This window comes from Mucilaginibacter sp. P4_E8, from assembly GCF_056401495.1.
In genome coordinates this window covers 12673-28888 of record NZ_JBFUJG010000035.1, presented here as the reverse complement: position 1 = coordinate 28888, position 16216 = coordinate 12673, and the positions used below count along the sequence as shown (strand labels likewise).

General features: G+C 42.7%; 15 protein-coding genes. 4 read left to right on the top strand and 11 right to left on the bottom strand.

Annotated elements, in window-relative coordinates; all coding sequences use genetic code 11:
- Positions 1 to 72: 72 nt before the first annotated feature.
- Positions 73 to 738 carry a DNA alkylation repair protein gene (locus AC1DRQ_RS14860; protein WP_477425486.1) on the top strand — a complete coding sequence of 222 codons (666 nt, stop codon included), beginning with the start codon at positions 73 to 75 and terminating at the stop codon, positions 736 to 738.
- A gap of 2 nt (positions 739 to 740) precedes the next feature.
- On the opposite strand, the gene AC1DRQ_RS14855 is transcribed toward AC1DRQ_RS14860, so the two are convergent.
- A complete protein-coding gene (locus AC1DRQ_RS14855) occupies positions 741 to 1241 on the bottom strand; it encodes a VOC family protein (RefSeq protein ID WP_477425485.1) in 501 nt (166 codons plus the stop codon).
- Between the two features lie 321 nt (positions 1242 to 1562).
- On the opposite strand from AC1DRQ_RS14855, the gene AC1DRQ_RS14850 reads away from it, so the two are divergent.
- Together AC1DRQ_RS14850 and AC1DRQ_RS14845 are read left to right on the top strand one after the other, a co-directional pair.
- Positions 1563 to 2699 (top strand): YncE family protein, encoded by a 1137-nt coding sequence (locus tag AC1DRQ_RS14850; RefSeq protein ID WP_477425484.1) that lies wholly within the window; start codon positions 1563 to 1565, stop codon positions 2697 to 2699.
- Positions 2700 to 2988: 289 nt separating this feature from the next.
- The gene (locus AC1DRQ_RS14845; RefSeq protein ID WP_477425483.1) at positions 2989 to 4884 is read left to right on the top strand and encodes a patatin-like phospholipase family protein; all 1896 of its coding nucleotides are present in this window, start codon (positions 2989 to 2991) and stop codon (positions 4882 to 4884) included.
- Positions 4885 to 5337: 453 nt separating this feature from the next.
- Here the strand turns inward: AC1DRQ_RS14845 and AC1DRQ_RS14840 are convergent, their stop codons facing one another.
- Genes AC1DRQ_RS14840 through AC1DRQ_RS14830 form a run of 3 tightly spaced genes read right to left on the bottom strand, consistent with a single transcriptional unit; the run spans position 5338 to position 8645 of the window.
- Positions 5338 to 7491 carry a xanthine dehydrogenase family protein molybdopterin-binding subunit gene (locus AC1DRQ_RS14840; protein ID WP_477425482.1) on the bottom strand — a complete coding sequence of 718 codons (2154 nt, stop codon included), beginning with the start codon at positions 7489 to 7491 and terminating at the stop codon, positions 5338 to 5340.
- A gap of 30 nt (positions 7492 to 7521) precedes the next feature.
- The gene (locus AC1DRQ_RS14835) at positions 7522 to 8175 is read right to left on the bottom strand and encodes a hypothetical protein (protein ID WP_477425481.1); all 654 of its coding nucleotides are present in this window, start codon (positions 8173 to 8175) and stop codon (positions 7522 to 7524) included.
- A complete protein-coding gene (locus AC1DRQ_RS14830; protein WP_429400526.1) occupies positions 8172 to 8645 on the bottom strand; it encodes a (2Fe-2S)-binding protein in 474 nt (157 codons plus the stop codon). Before AC1DRQ_RS14830 ends, AC1DRQ_RS14835 begins: the two co-directional genes overlap by 4 nt.
- A 130-nt stretch (positions 8646 to 8775) precedes the next feature.
- On the opposite strand from AC1DRQ_RS14830, the gene AC1DRQ_RS14825 reads away from it, so the two are divergent.
- On the top strand, positions 8776 to 9339 hold the full coding sequence (locus tag AC1DRQ_RS14825) for a dihydrofolate reductase family protein (protein WP_477425480.1): 564 nt from the start codon (positions 8776 to 8778) through the stop codon (positions 9337 to 9339).
- Between the two features lie 48 nt (positions 9340 to 9387).
- Here AC1DRQ_RS14825 and AC1DRQ_RS14820 read toward each other — a convergent pair whose 3' ends face one another.
- From AC1DRQ_RS14820 to AC1DRQ_RS14790, 7 genes are all read right to left on the bottom strand, one after another.
- Complete coding sequence (locus AC1DRQ_RS14820; protein WP_477425479.1) at positions 9388 to 10383, bottom strand: helix-turn-helix transcriptional regulator; 996 nt, start codon at positions 10381 to 10383, stop codon at positions 9388 to 9390.
- Between the two features lie 103 nt (positions 10384 to 10486).
- Positions 10487 to 11047, bottom strand: a complete 561-nt coding sequence (locus tag AC1DRQ_RS14815) for a biliverdin-producing heme oxygenase (protein WP_477425478.1) — start codon at positions 11045 to 11047, stop codon at positions 10487 to 10489.
- A 27-nt stretch (positions 11048 to 11074) separates the two neighbouring features.
- On the bottom strand, positions 11075 to 12349 hold the full coding sequence (locus AC1DRQ_RS14810; RefSeq protein WP_477425477.1) for a S41 family peptidase: 1275 nt from the start codon (positions 12347 to 12349) through the stop codon (positions 11075 to 11077).
- A gap of 10 nt (positions 12350 to 12359) precedes the next feature.
- A complete protein-coding gene (locus AC1DRQ_RS14805; protein WP_477425476.1) occupies positions 12360 to 13370 on the bottom strand; it encodes a hypothetical protein in 1011 nt (336 codons plus the stop codon).
- A gap of 169 nt (positions 13371 to 13539) precedes the next feature.
- Positions 13540 to 14178 carry a hypothetical protein gene (locus AC1DRQ_RS14800; RefSeq protein ID WP_477425475.1) on the bottom strand — a complete coding sequence of 213 codons (639 nt, stop codon included), beginning with the start codon at positions 14176 to 14178 and terminating at the stop codon, positions 13540 to 13542.
- Positions 14179 to 14421: 243 nt separating this feature from the next.
- Entirely contained in the window at positions 14422 to 15387 is a 966-nt protein-coding gene (locus tag AC1DRQ_RS14795; protein ID WP_477425474.1) for a hypothetical protein, read from the bottom strand.
- Between the two features lie 17 nt (positions 15388 to 15404).
- Positions 15405 to 16199, bottom strand: coding sequence for an HmuY family protein (locus AC1DRQ_RS14790; protein ID WP_429400518.1), 795 nt, complete (start codon positions 16197 to 16199; stop codon positions 15405 to 15407).
- Between the last annotated feature and the right edge of the window lie 17 nt (positions 16200 to 16216).

Here is a 16216-nt window from a genome sequence, read left to right as displayed (position 1 = left end):
TGCAAGGCTTTGTAAATGAATATCATTTATTTTTTTTGATAACTTTAATCAGGGATTAATCAATTAATACATATGACCGTTACAGAAACTTTAACCAAACTTGAGGCCATGGGGAACGAAAGAGTGCGTCTCCAAAATATTAAACATGGAGCCCGTACTAACCAATTTGGCGTAATGCGCGGAGACATCCGAACGCTGGCCAATATGATAAAGACCGATCATGAACTGGCCAAGGCATTATGGGAAACCGGGAATATTGATGCAAGGTTCCTGGCGATACTAATTATTGCCCCAAAGCGGTTATCTATTGCCGAATTGAATAGCATGGTTCGGTCCGAGCGGTTTGCCGAGGTGATTGACTGGCTGTATGCTTATGTGATCAAGGAACACGCGGACAAGGAGCAATTGCGACTGCAATGGATGGTAGATGAAGATGTGATGGCAGCCCGCCTGGGCTGGAGCCTCACCAGTGGCCGCATAGCGAGAAACTCAGAAGGGCTTGATATAACGGCCATTCTTGACCGTATCGAGTTGGAAATGCCGGCTGCTACCCCCGAGGTGCAATGGACCATGAATACCACACTGGCGCAAATTGGCATACACCATCCTGCTTACCGGGAGCGTGCCCTTGCTATAGGAGAACGACTGGGCATCTACCGCGACTACCCGGTATCCAAAGGCTGCACTTCGCCCTTTGCCCCTATCTGGATTAATGAAATGGTAAAACGGCAGGGTTGATCTTATTTGGTCGTCATAGTTCCCATTTTCGCGTACTCCGCATCGTTGGGTTCCCATAACTCAATCTTATTACCTTCCGGGTCCATCAAGTGAACAAAACTGCCATAACTGGCTTTTTCAATGGTATCCGTTGGCAGGATGCCCGCCAGTTTCATTTGGGCTAACAGTTGGGTCAATCCTTCCACCCGGTAATTGATCATGAACTGCTTTTCAGACGGCTGGAAATACTTGGTTGTTTCTTTAAAAGGCGCCCAAAGGGTAAACCCCTTCTTTGTACTGTCCATGCCCTGGTGCCATTCAAAATTGGAGCCATACCCGCCCATGCGCATACCAAGATGTTTACTATACCAGGTTTTCAGTGCTGCGGGGTCTTTGGCCTTAAAAAAAATACCGCCAATACCAGTCACCCTCGGGCCTGTATTAGCGGGGTCAGTTAAACGGCTGAAGCCATAGCCCAGCAGGAAAGTAATAATCAGCAACAGCGCGAGTGCAAATCTTTTCATAATGTATGATTTTAAAGCTTAAATATAATCAATTCATTAAATCAGGTCATGCAATTCACTCCCTTATTCATGGTTTGCGATATGCGGGGCCGCCATTGAATGTTTCGATATCAGTGATAAAATATAACGCAATTCTCAATGTTCGGACTTTAGTTCCCTTTAGAAACAGTTTCTTATTTAAATCAATACTAATCAGTTTTTTTACCCCGTATATGTTTCACAGGCTGGTTACAAACTATTTTCCATTTACACATAATAAACATTGCAGGTATTCAAATCACTTGTTAAGTTTGATAGTAATTATACCTAAACAATATACCTATGAGAACACGATTTAATGTTACTATTTTATTTCTATTGGGGATAGTCACGCTGCTTACAGCTATGAGCCCGGTTAATAAATCCCTTAATCACAGAGAAAAAGCACCTCTCTCAGGCCATTATTTGTTTGTAGCAGTGCCTGGAATACGTGACTACCTGGGATACGGTGGTCATGGTTTACTTGTATTTGATATGGATAACAATCATCAATTCGTAAAGCGGATTGAAACACGGGGTTTTCATTCAAATAAAAAGCCTTCGAATGTTAAGGGAATCGCTGTAAGTATTCCCCTTAACAGTATCTATATAAGCACTATTGAGTCACTGCAGCGTATCGATCTCAATACCGGAGAAATTATATGGGAAAAAGATATTGAAGGGGGCGCCGACCGGATGTCTATATCCCCGGATGGTAAAATAATGTATCTCCCTTCTTTTGAAAATAAAACGTGGAATGTTGTGGATTGCAAAACGGGAGCGGTTATTAAAAAGATTCCAGGCTTTATAAGATCACATAATACGCTTTATGGCCTATCGGGCAATCACGTTTATCTGGACGATCTGGCGTCGCCCTGGTTAAAAGTAGCCGATACCAAAACGCATACCGTGGTTAGTAAGGTAGGCCCGTTTGGAAATTTTATCCGCCCGTTTACCATTAATGGAAAAGAAACAAGGGCTTACGTAACTGTTGATAGTTTACTTGGGTTTGAAGTAGGTGATTTGAAAACCGGAAAAAAGCTTGCACGGGTAGTTGTAGAAGGTTGGGATAAAGGGCCTGTAAGGCGTCATGGCAATCCAAGTCATGGGATAGGTCTTACTCCTGATGAGAAGGAGTTATGGGTATGCGATGGATTTAATATGCGCCTGCATGTTTTTAGTGCTGCAGAACCTTATCAGCAATTAACTACCATACCATTGCAGGATATGCCAGGCTGGGTTACTTTTAGTTTAGATGGGAAATATGCCTATCCTTCAAGCGGGGAAGTAATTGATGTTAAAACGCGTCATATACTTTCCATACTTAAGGATGAGTTTAGTAATAGCGTGGGCAGCGAAAAAATGATTGAGGTAGATCTCGAAAACGGACAAGCTGTAAAGGCAGGAGATCAATTCGGCATAGGGCGGGTCACGCAATAATCAAAGTTTTGTATTAAAATATATCAACCCTAAAACGCTTAGATCAATTATTCTAAGCGTTTTTTAAATTTCTATTCCCCCCTCTTTTATCCTTATTTAAGGTCATTTTGATGATCAAACCGTGAAAATATGGGCAAATAAATGTGTTATTATTTTATTCTATAAGAATTTAATAATCAGTGTTTTAATTGTATTTTTAAATAGTATTTCATTAGGCGCCAATTAAGGTGTGGCTTATTGGGTTTTATTGGGCCTGTACATTCTGAATAAAGATAATTAGCATCAGTATATGGAAAGTCAAAGTAAAAACGATACGTTTCATGCAGGAATTTGCATGGCCGGAGCTGTATCTGCAGGTGCTTACACTGCAGGAGTAATGGATTATTTGTTCGAGGCGCTGGAACATTGGGAGAAAGCTAAGAAATTGCAGGAGGAGGGTAAACTGAAAGGAATACCAAAGCACAACTTTATTATTGAAACATTAGGCGGAGCATCTGCCGGTGGAATGACTGCTGCCATTACCGCGGCGGCGCTACAAAGTAATTTTGAACCGGTTAAGCAAAGTGATGCAACAAATGATGCTGTAACTCAAAAAAATCCATTGTATAACTCCTGGGTGAATTTGATTGAAGATGATAATAATGACATGATGAGCTATATGCTTGATACAAGCGATATAGAAAACGATTCGGAAACAAATGTGTGTAAGGAGGTAAGGGCAGGCTTTAATTCGTCGTTTATAAAAAAGATTGCCGGCTCGGTACTTGATACACGTGTAGAAAATATTTATGACCGTCCTTACCTGGCCGATGACCTCGATTTTTTCACAACCATCACTAATCTTAGAGGGTTCAGTTATATGATTTCTTTTGATACCGCCAGTGGTACAAGGGAATATTACATGAAAATGCATCGCGATTATGCTTTTTTTAAACTGAGCGAAAAGCCTTATGAACAGGATGGTCGTATTCCCATCAATTTTAAAGCATCAACGGGTGGTACGGTAAACGACCAGAATATAGAGATCCTTAAAGCCGCAGCCATGTCAACCGGGGCATTCCCGATAGGTTTGGAAAGCCGTACCTTAAGCCGGCAAAGGGAATATATTGAAGACAGCAAATATTTGAACCTGCGGATTGCGGGGCAGGACGATAACCGGGTTAAATATCATTTTTTACCCGAAGGTAATTTTGTTTCACTTAACGTTGATGGCGGCGTGATTAATAATGAGCCGTTTGAAGTGACCCAGCAACTACTTGACGACCGCCGGCGGAAAACGATGCCGGCGAAGGAAGCGGAAAATTACACGCCTAAAACTTCGCCTGCTGAGTTTGATAGCCTGGTGCTCATGATTGACCCTTTTCCCAGTGAGGATACGCCAGCGTCAACTGTTTTTGTCCCGCAACAGGCCTGGAAAAATGTAGTACCATCGGTCTTGTCAGCCATGTTAGGGCAGCTGAGGCTGAAAGATGAGCAGGTTAAACGCGCGTATCTTGATGATGATTATACCCGTTTTTTGATTATGCCGGTCCGCTCTGTAAATGGCGAAAATCAACCTTATACAATTGCCTGTGGGTCTTTAGGCGGATTTGGAGGCTTTTTTTCCAAGGCTTTCAGGAAACATGACTTTTACTTAGGGCGCAGAAATTGTCAGCGTTTTTTACAGGCCTACTTTACGGTGCCGGAAGAAGCGAAAAATCCAATTTTGGAATATGGATACGAAGGCATTACCGATTTTAGGTATGTTGTGAACAAGCCGGATAAAAGCACTACCTATATACCACTAATACCCGATCTGCGGGTAGCAGAAGATGTAGCTTCAGGAACTTTTAAATATATAACGCCGCCGGTAGAATCGGAATATCCGTATCCCCAAATCAGCCTTAGTTATTTGTTGGGTTTAAAAGATAAAATAGAGAAGCGCATCCAATGTATATTGAATAATGTTCAAAACGCTGTGGCGTTTCAAACAGCCGTACCTAAATGGGAAAGCATCATTGTACCCCGGATCCGTAAAAAATCATGGTTTGGGAGGATATTTTCAAATGTGGTAACCAATAACCTCGCTAAGGGGTACCTGAGTTTAGGCAAAACGTTTGGTAAAGGCGCTGCTGCAGATATGGCCATTGATACAATAATAAAAGATATGGAACAACGCGGGTTAATAAATGATGATTACAAGTAATCGATAAATTAAAGCTCACTCTGGCTTATTTAAAACCCGGAGTGAGATTATCTGATCTTATTACGGTTATTGCCATGAAGTCCCATAACTGGCTCGGTGAATTTATAGGTCTTTGATGTCCTTTGCTACCAAATTTAGATTGTTACCGAGCTGGTGCCCGCCGCTTTCAATTTCGCGAAAGGTTGCCACTGGAAGCTTATGCCTGTAAGATGCAAGATGATCAAACGGTATCTCTTCATCGTAGCGGCAATGGTAAAAGAAGATTCGACTATTTTTTGGAAGGCTTTCGGCGAAATCTTCTTGAAGTTTTAATCCCTGCACCCATTCCTCATTACGGCTTTTCTGTACTACAAACCATCTGCGTGCACAATCGTTGCAAGCGCAGTTTGCTTACCCGCCTCCTGTGCGTTATCATACACCCACAATGTCTTTCAGCTCTTTCAAATCCTGCTTTTATACGGTTGCCATATCAAACGGTAGTTTCCTGATCCGCTTACCTGTGAGGTCAAAAATGGCAGCAGTTAAGGCAGGTGAAAAAGCAGGCAAGCCCGGTTCGCCAACACCTCCCGCGTCCGCATCATTATCGATTACATGCACCTCTATAGGCGGGATATCCGTTATTCTCGGCATCGGGTAATCATAAAAGTTTCGCTGCTGTACGAGCCCGTCTTTAAAAGTGATCTCGTGAATAGTAGCTGCCCCAAGGGCCATAACGATGCTTCCTTCAACCTGAGCCTGTATAATGTCGGGGTTCACATACCAACCGCAATCCATCACCGCCCATACTTTATCGATCTTCACTTTCCCGTCTGCCTTTCTGGATACCTTTACGATCTGACCAACAGTACTTGCAAAGCATTCCGTTATCGCCACACCGTAGCCTTCATTCTTTTTCCGGTTTTTCCAGCCGGATACTTCCTCCATTTTATCTATCAGTTTTTGGCAACGATCCTCCTTCAGATAGGTTCTTCTGAAGTCAAGCGGATCCTTTCCCGCTTCGTGCGCCAACTCGTCGATAAAACTTTCGTAAGCAAAGCCATTTGTTGATGCGTATACCGATCGCCACCACATGTTGGGAATAGGTATTTCAAACGGAACATCGGCAAAACTTATATTTTTTATGCTTTCAAAATACGGCGCTAAAAAACCTTCGGTTGTGCTGCTATTGGCTTCACCACGCTTGGGACCGCTCCAGTGATCTATATTCTGTCCCGCCATTCTGAATTTAACCGCAGTGATCTGACCATCGGCAATTGCACCCTGTGCCCTGTACGACATACCTGCGCGGTAAGGCCCTTGCGTTGTGTCATCCTCCCGGCTCCATATCACCTGCACAGGGCCACCGATTTGTTTGGAGATCATGGTGGCTTCATACGGATAATCCAAAAATGCTTTACGACCGAAACCTCCGCCTAAAAAGGTCATGTTAACTCTCACGTTATCTATGGGTACGTCAAACTTTTTACTGATATCACCCTGTACCCAATCCGGTGCCTGGATAGGTCCCCATATCTCCACCTTATCTTTCTGGTAATGAGCGATACAGTTTACCGGCTCCATAGCACTGTGGGCCTGGTAAGGCGTTTGGTAAACAACATCAAGCGTTTTTGCAGCTTTTGCAAGGATGCCGTCCGGGTCGCCCTGCTTTTTAAAGGAAAGCCCCTCTTTTTTAAGCTCCTGTTGCTGGCGCAGATAAACATCGGCTATATTGATATGCTCAAAACCGGTATCATCCCACACCACTTTTAAAGCTTTTCTACCTTGCATAGCTGCCCAGGTACTGGTTGCCACTACCGCAACACCCTCACGAATGGTATTAAAAACCTCCATTTTTACCACAAAGACGTGCTTAACACCAGGTACCTTTTTGGTCGCGGTAGCATCAAAACTTTTAACCTTACCGCGAAACCGTGGGTTACGCTCAACAACTGCATAAAGCATACCTGGCAGTTTTTTGTCCAAACCAAATATGGCAGCACCATTTGTTTTTAAAGGCGTATCCTTGCGGTGCAACGGTTTGCCAATCAATTTATAATCCGACCGCTTTTTGAGTACAATGTTCTTTGGCGCTTCCAGTTTAGAAGCATCGGCAACCAGTTCGCCATAATGGAATTTCTTACCCGACGACCGGTGAATAACATTACCTGATTGGGCAAAGCAATCTGTAGCCGGAACATTCCACCTGGCTGCCGCGGCAACAATAAGCACCTCGCGTGCCATAGCACTTAACTTTAACAGATTTTTGTAGGCGCTGCGCACGGTTGAACTGCCGCCGGTTATCTGCCCGCCGTATTTTTTTGGGTCGCCCTGGGCAAAAATAACGTTCACATCTTTCAGGTCCACTTCCAGCTCCTCGGCAATGATCTGTGATACCGATTGATAAGACCCCTGCCCCATCTCTGCCCGGTGGTCTACTAAGGTAACTTTACCGCTGGCATCTATTTTGATCCAGGCGTTCATTTCGATAGCCGACTGATCCCCATCAGCAGCCACGATAACTTTAGCTTCTTTTCCATCTGATGAAAAAGTGAAGCCCAAACAAAGTGCAGCCCCGGTGATACCGGTAGTCCGCAAAAAATTTCTTCTGGATATCGTACTTGTACTCATAAATCAACGAGTTGAGTGGTGATTGATTGTTTATTTCCCTCTAGGTGCGTAGGCACCGGTCGTCAGCCAGGTGACCCAGGCTTTTTTAAATGCTGCATGGCTCATTGGCGGGAGTTTACGGCCTTCACCCGGGTTCCAAGCGGCCAGTACTAAACCATCATCGGCATGCGCTATCAGTTTCTTCATGTCCTTATGGCCGTTTTGCTTTGGATCGATGAGTTGTTTAGCCAGCTGGCGCGGCGTCCTGCCCTGAAACACCATTTTCATATCAGCTGGTGGTAAATGCCAGTTAGGATTACCCGGCGGCGTATGCAGCCCGGGCGTATTGGTTGGTTGGTGACAATTGGAACATTTCATGGCATACACGCCTTTACCATCAATACCGCGCTTTGGCAACATGGTATGCAGGTGGTTGTCATCGCCCTGAAGCGGTACATCTCCCGAAGGATGACAATTCATACAGCGTGAACTCATCAATACCGTATAAACCTGCTTAAAAGCCTTAACAGATGCAACGCTGTCTTTCTTAACAACCGGTAGTGGTGATCCGGAATCAACTTTTGCACCATTACTATCGTTTATTACGAAGGCCATTATACCTATCATGGATAATAACACGCCGATAACGGCGAATGCCTTCAAAGGAATCCGGTAAATCCATTTGTTTTTTAGCTGCTGCTTCATTGACTTGCACTCTCCTTTCTCTGCAATTCCGCAGCCAGGTGAATAGCCTTCCTGATACGCAGATAAGTACCGCAACGACATATATTACCAGCCATAGCACTATCAATGTCGTTATCAGTTGGGTTAGGGTTTTCCCTTAACAGAACAGCAGCCGACATGATCTGTCCTGAATGGCAATACCCGCATTGCGGGACATTTTCTTCATTCCATGCCACCTGGGCCGGATGGTCATTATCTTTCGATAACCCCTCAATGGTCACTATCTTCTGGCCTTCGGCACGGCTCACCTTAGTGACGCATGAACGGACTGCTTCTCCATTCAAATGAACGGTGCAGGCACCGCATTGTGCTACACCGCAGCCATATTTGGTTCCGGTCAGGCCTATTATATCCCTTATTACCCATAACAACGGCATGTTTGGATCGGCATCTACCTGATAGGTCTTTTGATTTACATTTAGGGAAATCATAATGATTTTCTTTAAGTGATGTATGTCATAAAGTTAACAAAAAGAAATGTTTGTTTTTACAAATTTCAATCAAACTCTTTTTTACCTTCAATATTTATTTTTAACTAAATTACTTCACAGTAACGTATAAATGGCGACAGACACATTTAAAGTAACCATACATATGGTTTCAAGTCTTGACGGCTATATTGCCAAAAAAGACAATAGCGTTTCGTGGTTTGAGACAGCAGACAACTACGAGAAAGGAGTTAATGTTACTGAGCAAGATGCGCAGGAATTTCTTAAAAAGATAGACTGCTATGTAATGGGGGCCCGCACATATGAACACGCTTTGGAACTTTCAAAATCTTATGGGTGGGTTTACGGAGATGTGCCGACTATTGTATTAACGCACAGAAAACTGCCGATTGACAGACAGAACATTGAAACTTATTCGGGCGATCTGAACAAATTGGTGAATGAACGACTAAAACCAAAGTACAAGAATGTTTGGCTTGTAGGCGGCGCTAAACTTACTAAGGATTTCATCCGTTTAAACTTAGCAGACGAAATAAGACAGTCAATTCTGCCTGTTATTTTGGGCGACGGAACACCGTTTTTTGATCAAATAGGTCAAGAACAAGCATTACACCTAAAAGACGTGACAGCCTACAAAAGCGGAATGGTGGAGCTACATTACGAAATAAGAAAATAATAGAATGTTCTGCAAAACAAGGTAATCTTTAATTGCAGCTACCTAAAATTATGCAGTTAGCTTGACCTCGCTTGGCAAGATACCAAAATATTTCTTAAACGCCTCCGTTAAATGCGCCTGGTGCTTAAAGCCTACCGCCTGGGCTACCTCACCAATGCTTTTACGGTCATAAAGGATCATTTTTTTAGCGGTTTCCATTCTAAGCCTGGTGATGTAACCATATACGGTAGTTCCATAATAAGCCTTAAACCCTTGTTTCAACTTAAACTCATTTAAACTGATCTGCCTGGAAAGTTCCCTGATCGTGGGAGGATTGGCGTAATCCCTGTCGAGTAATTCTTTTGCATGGTAGAGTTTTTCCATATCCTCTGCCCTAATCAACGTTCTTCCGGTTTCTTCTCCACCCAACTGCATCTGTTCAAGCTGCAGCATTAACAATTCCAGTATTTTTGACTCTGTAAATAACCGCTTAAGCTCCCCGGATTTTTTGCACTCACAAATATCATTGATCACCCGCCTCATTTCCATAGTAACGGCAAGGTCTTGTGCGGCAAGAGAAGTGTAACGCCCTTCCATAATGGCCATTACAAAGGCTGAATGGATGAGGGAATGCCGGTCAACCAGGTGGAAATAATATTCCTTTGAAAGCACCATCAAAAAGTAATTGTACTCCACGTCGGGTACCACTTCATACTTTCCTTTTGACGAAGGGATATACCGGATATTGTGACGGTTGCTGCTATGGATGCTTTTTTGATGTGGTATTTTCAGGGGCATATCACCACCCTCATAAAATATAAACTGTGAGGTAACTGTTTCTCCTTCTATATCAGATAAGATACGGACAGGCTCATTGAACTGCATATTAGCATGCATTAAGAACATTCCTCCTGAACTGATCTGGTAACAGAGCAGTTTTTTAACCGGTTCTTTTTTGATGGATATATGCTTTTCGGATAATTGCCTGACTGCCGAATATGCGTCAGGCAATTCCTCTATAAACAACCATTCATCCATTCCTTCTATTTTAGATTTGATCTTCATTTGTAATTCGGTTACAGGTTATAATTAATGCCCTTGTTTATAAAGGATGATCTTGTTGCTTTCAGAATTATAGGTTAGCAGGGTTGTTCCAATTGATCATCAACTAAGCAGCTTCTACCTGCTCAAACATTTCGGCGAAACGGGTAAACGTTTCATTGGCTGTCTTGATCATCACCGCTTCCTCTTCTTCGTTATCCGCCAGTTTATCCAATATGGCCACAAATGTTCCCCACTTTTGCCCGGTTGCAGGACCATAGCCTGAAAAGAAGGAAACGCCTTTTGTTATACCAGCTTTACCCAGCATTTGTACAATGATGCTGCCACCCATAATGGAGCCTTCCATAACGTATAAAGCACCCAAAGCCTGTAACGTACTATGGATATCGGGAACAGTTGCTACTGGCAGATTGCCGGTGTTTCCTCCTAAAGCCTCGATATCATTTTTGAGATAAGAAGAATTTCTGCGCTCGCTATAATCAGGTAATAATTCTGCTGTAATAAAAGGATCAATTACCTTTTCGAGATTGTTGAAATAAGCATAAAAATAGCTTAGCAGGTCAGCATAATCCGCATTGTTTCGGATTGCTTTTAGTTTTTTTACAACCTTTTTTTCTAATTCCTGGTGAGCCGATTTTGTGGCCTCTCTGATTGCTGTACTTAACATATTTTTGTTTTAATGTGATTATTTAATTTATTGTTTTTTAAGTTTTAACCTGTTCTCGATCATAATTTTCGATACTGAAGCTGTATTTGGGGAGTTTGATTTGAAGGCGGACTCTGTTTGTGTAGCCTGCCTCTTTACTATTTTTGCAGTAGTATTTACCTGTGAACCATTGATCAGGTTCAAAACGGCGTTGAAACAGGATTCAGCGGGGCTTCCCAGCACCGGATCACTATCCGCTGTTACCAGTACATCTGCCGGGATTCCCTGGAAATAGTCTGACCATCCTTGTGAATTACGAATCAGGAAACCGGATAAATAAACGCTGTACACATCTATATTAACTGGGAAAAAACCCACCGGCTTACCGTAAGTGGTGTCACCCACCAGTTTAATATTGAAGTAAGGTTTCATGCTGCTGATCAGCAACTCGCTCGCTGAGGCCGTATTGGATGAGGTAATGAAATAGATGTCTTTTACCGATTCCAGGTTTCCTTTTTTGCTAAATCGGTGGGTATTTCCTGCAACTGTATAATCTACATCGGCCAGGGTCGCGTTACGGCCTTTATAGGTTACGGTATTGCCATTGGCATCAAGGTAAAGCTGGTTCTTCAAAATAGTAGCCTGGCTGGCCTGTAGTAATGAATTGTATTGTTCTGAAAACATCACCTTACCGTTCAATGATGACAGTGCTATTAAATCAGCTACATATTCTGCAGTTTCCACAAAGCCACCACCATTGGAGCGTAGATCGACCACCAGTTGCTGTGGATATGCAGCAGCTAATTTTGTAAATGCCCCATCAAGTGCCGCCTGGCAGATGCCCAATTCCGGGAAAGAACCTAAGGCAATATAGGCGACCGGTTTATTATTATTAATTATTATTGTATCCTTTAACACCGCCGTCAGTACAGGTGCACCGACAGCAGCCAGGTCGCCACTGTTGCTGTGTTCTGTGAGGAATGAATATTTGGGTGAACCGGGATTTAAAGAGGCTTCGTATCTAAGTCCTGTTTGGGTATTAATTTTTAATTGCGAGATATCAAAAAGTTCAGTTTCAAATGCATTTACCGCAACGGGATTTGAATCATATTTTCTTGGGTTGAAGGCGGCATAGGAAGGGATCACATCATTCCAGAGGTAAATCTGTTTGGCATATAAAAAAATAGAATCCAGCGTAAACTGCGTACGTGTGCCGGTTGTTGGTGAAACAGGAGTTTCTGTGGGTATTTCACCACCTTTCTTACATCCCGATATACCGGTCAGTAATCCTATAATTCCTATGATACTTAACAACTTGTTCATACCCACCTGATTAATTGGAGATTGGAGTAGCAGGTTCTGTCGTAGCGTCCCATACATAGGCGGTTCCTACTTCTCCGTTATTCAACTCATAGGATAAAATGGCCAGGCTGATCTTTCCATTCGAAATGTCTGCCGGTAGTTTGTAATGAGCTACACTTTGATCAAGGCTGGTTAATGGTATATCATAGAAAACATCCTCAGAACCGTCTTCCGCGCCATTCACCGGCCTAACCAAAAGCTGAACGTTGCCGATTTTTCCGGGATAATATTTCTGGGCTAATTTGGATATAGCATAATTGAAGCTGATCTCATCTCCGGCTTTCAGTGTTTTGCCTGCCTGGATAAAACTGCAGGTAAATAAACTTGAAGTATATTCCGGACGGCCAAAGTTATACGGACCTTTAACAATCGTATTCACCCCGCTTTTCAGTTTAATCTTGTAATAGCCGGTATCTATACTTCCGTCCATTGGTAATGTAACGGATATGGAAAGTGAATTGAAACTTGACGGGTTCTTTAAACTAATGGGTATTTCTTTGTTGCTGGCATTGATCAGGTATAATTTAGTTTGCAGCGTATCGGCGATAAAATATTGTCCCTGGAGGGAAAGATAGGGGATAGTGAGCGACTCGCTGTTCCTGACCTCAAAAACCGGTGCCGGCTGGTTGATCATCGGAATAAGAAAATAAGTCTTTTTACTACCATCCTGTGCGGTAACAGTATAAACTGTTCCGTTTTTAAAGGGAACACTCGCGCCGGAAGCAGGGCTGATACCGGCTCCGAAAGAAAGACTGATTTGTGGTGCAATATTAGCAGGAACCTTTTGAAATGGCGGCCAGTATACCCTGATGCTGTCACCAACTACAGATCCTTTTAATTTATTCCCTGCCGAATCTGTTATTGTAAACGCTTCGATATCCTTATATGCTGTTTTGGTGTATTCCTTTTTGCAGGAAACCAGGCACAGCAGAAAATAAGAAGCTACAAAATATAAGTAAAGGCCATGTTTTATTTTAATCATCTTTTTAATATTGAAAATAGATAAGGATCTATTTGATCCGTATCGGTAAGATAGGGGCAGCCCGATCCAAATCACATTAAGACCGGGACTGTCCCATCTTTGTTGTCGGCTTTAAAGTCTCATTAATCACTCTTGCCAACGATGTTAGTTACTATTAAAAATCCCGGGCTTAATTGATCAATGTCCCTCTGCGGAACCAGTAACGGCCCCTGTTCAGCGTAGCTGTACCCTGACCAGCGGCAGCGTAGCATTGGAAAGCATAAGTGGTAGTCCCAACTCTTATAAACAGCACAACGTTATGGGTGTAGTTTACAGCATGCGTGGTACTATTATAATTCAACCAGCCATTTGCACCTAAACCGGTATTAAGTGAATCAGTCAGCGTGTTTAAATTCAACGTGCTGCCTGTAGCTACAGTGGTAGCCGCTGTATAATCTGCGTTGTTAACTGTTGCCAGTGATTTAGTTGTATTTAAATATTTAAACGTGTAACCTGCACCAGCTTTTGGCGCAATGGCCAGGTTATTGGTTGAGGTAAATGTTAAATGATAGGTAATTGTCCCGGTAGAGTCTTGTGCGCCTGTGGCTATATTTAGGTATTTTGTACCATAAACCCCGGGAGCAGGTGTTGGGCTTCCGTAGTTACCGGTCAACAGCGTTGTGGTAATACCAGTTACTGTCGCGCTCTGGTTTGTCGCGGTTAATGGTTTAGAACTGTCGCTGTTATCTTTTGTACAAGATGTAAATGCTATTGAAACTGCGATTACAGCTATTGCTGTTTTTGATAGGTTTTTGATTATTGAAATCATGGTATTTGTGTTTTTAAATTAAAATTTATTTAATTCGCATGTTGAATGCCGCTAAGGCCTTCATTATCTTCCAGGATAATGATTTACAAGGCCTGCGTTTTGAACTTTAGTTGGCAGGTGGTTTGCGAGAATTTACCTGCCAATTTTTTGTTTTGTGACTTTGGTATTTACATAGGCTTGGTTTTTAATGTGAAACATAAGGTTGATTATTAAATCGCTTGAGTACGCGAAGCGTTTAATGCTTTAACCAGTCTTGGCTTTAACAACGAGTGGTACATTGCTGATAACCGGCTGCCAGTTACCAAACCGGAAGCTAAAGGGTGTGCTACCCCAGTTACCAACAGGAAAGCCATCAGGAACCTTTACAACAATTTTAGTGCGTGTGCTGGTTTGTATTGCCCAATCATAAGTATGGCCATTTACGGTTACTTTCACCGTTTTCAGGTCGATAAACACATCGTTATTATTTATAAAAGTGATCGAATCGCCCGCTGCTACGGTTTGGGTACTAAATGTGGTTGCAACCTGGGGTATATTATAATAAACTTTCAAAGGCTTATTCATTTTTACAGAATGCCCAAGAAAATCAACCTGAACATTATATGACCCGCTATCAATATCAAGGGGCATTTTAATATCCATTAAATAGGTATCCCCAAAATTATCTGCATTGGTATAAATCTGGGCGGTGGTCATGTCAGGTAACACCGTTTTATTATTAGCAGAATTTACCAGCGTTACTTTCAATGTGGCTGTGCTCTTACTGAGGAAATTTCCGGTGATCAGCGTGATTGCTCCCGTAGGGATTGCCCGTGGATTAGTATCAAACCAATTCAAAGAGAGATCTGGTGTATTTTGTGACACAATGCTCAGCTTATAGGTGCGTTTTGTACCATCGCCGCCTGTTACAGTATAGGTTTGATCGGTTGCATTAACGCTTACCGGCTGTGGTGTAGCGGCCAGTGATGCATGAGCATCCAGCGTAATCTTTGGTTCAATAACCGATAAGCCATAATAATATGGTATATATACGGTTATGGTATTTTCTATATTATCAACCGTGCCATAGATCACCGTATCCTGCACGTTCACAATTCTATATTCCAGGATCTTGTTTTGAGGGAGCGGATCTGGATTGATCGTTTTTTTACAGGCAGTGAAGGTGGCGATTAAGCCGGCAAGCAAAAAGTAAAAGTAGCTGATTTTCATTTTATAGTTTTGGGGATTTATTTGATCTCGAACTTTGTGCTTCCCGCAGGTACAATCACATATTCAAAGGTGAAATACATGTGCGGCGTGTTGGTGAACATCTGGTCGGTGGTGAATACATCCTTATAACAGCTGATCATTTTGATCTTTGCATAATCGCCCGATGCCATTTTTAAAATGATTGTCCGCGCGGGTAAAGTACTTCCATCAGCAAGTTTTAATGCACTGCCCAACGCATAGGCTACATGTACTTTTGTGGCACTGCCGTCACCAACAGTAGTGCCTCCAAAATCATACAGGTACCAGCCTGTTCCTGCCCCAAAGCTTCCTTTATCATCTGTCCCGATCAGGCCTTTACCTGTTTTAAAATCGGCAGCTGACGGAATACTGGTTACATCATCAAAAGCCTGCTGAACAATGGTTATTCCGCCTTTACCGGGGCCCTGGTAGCCTGTATTTGTTTGATCGGCATTATTGTTACCACCCAGAAAACTGTTATAAAGACCGCTGAATGACAGATCCCAAAAGCTTGTTTTTGCATAAGATGCCGGTTGCTCTTTTTTGTAGTCAAGACTGAAAAGAAGTTCAGTTTTGGGCGTTGTAGGGTTCTGATCATCTGTTTGAGCTGCAAAATTTTCTACCCGCTGCAGTTTGTAATAAGGGACTTTATCTGCATCCCTTGTTGGTGTTTCAGGTGTTGGGTCTGGAGTGACATTATCTGTTTTAGAACAGGAGCTTAGCAATAGGACAGCCATAGCAAGCATCGAAATACAACTGAGGAAACGTTTTTGTAATATGGGTATGATTTTCATTGTAATTAATGGTATTG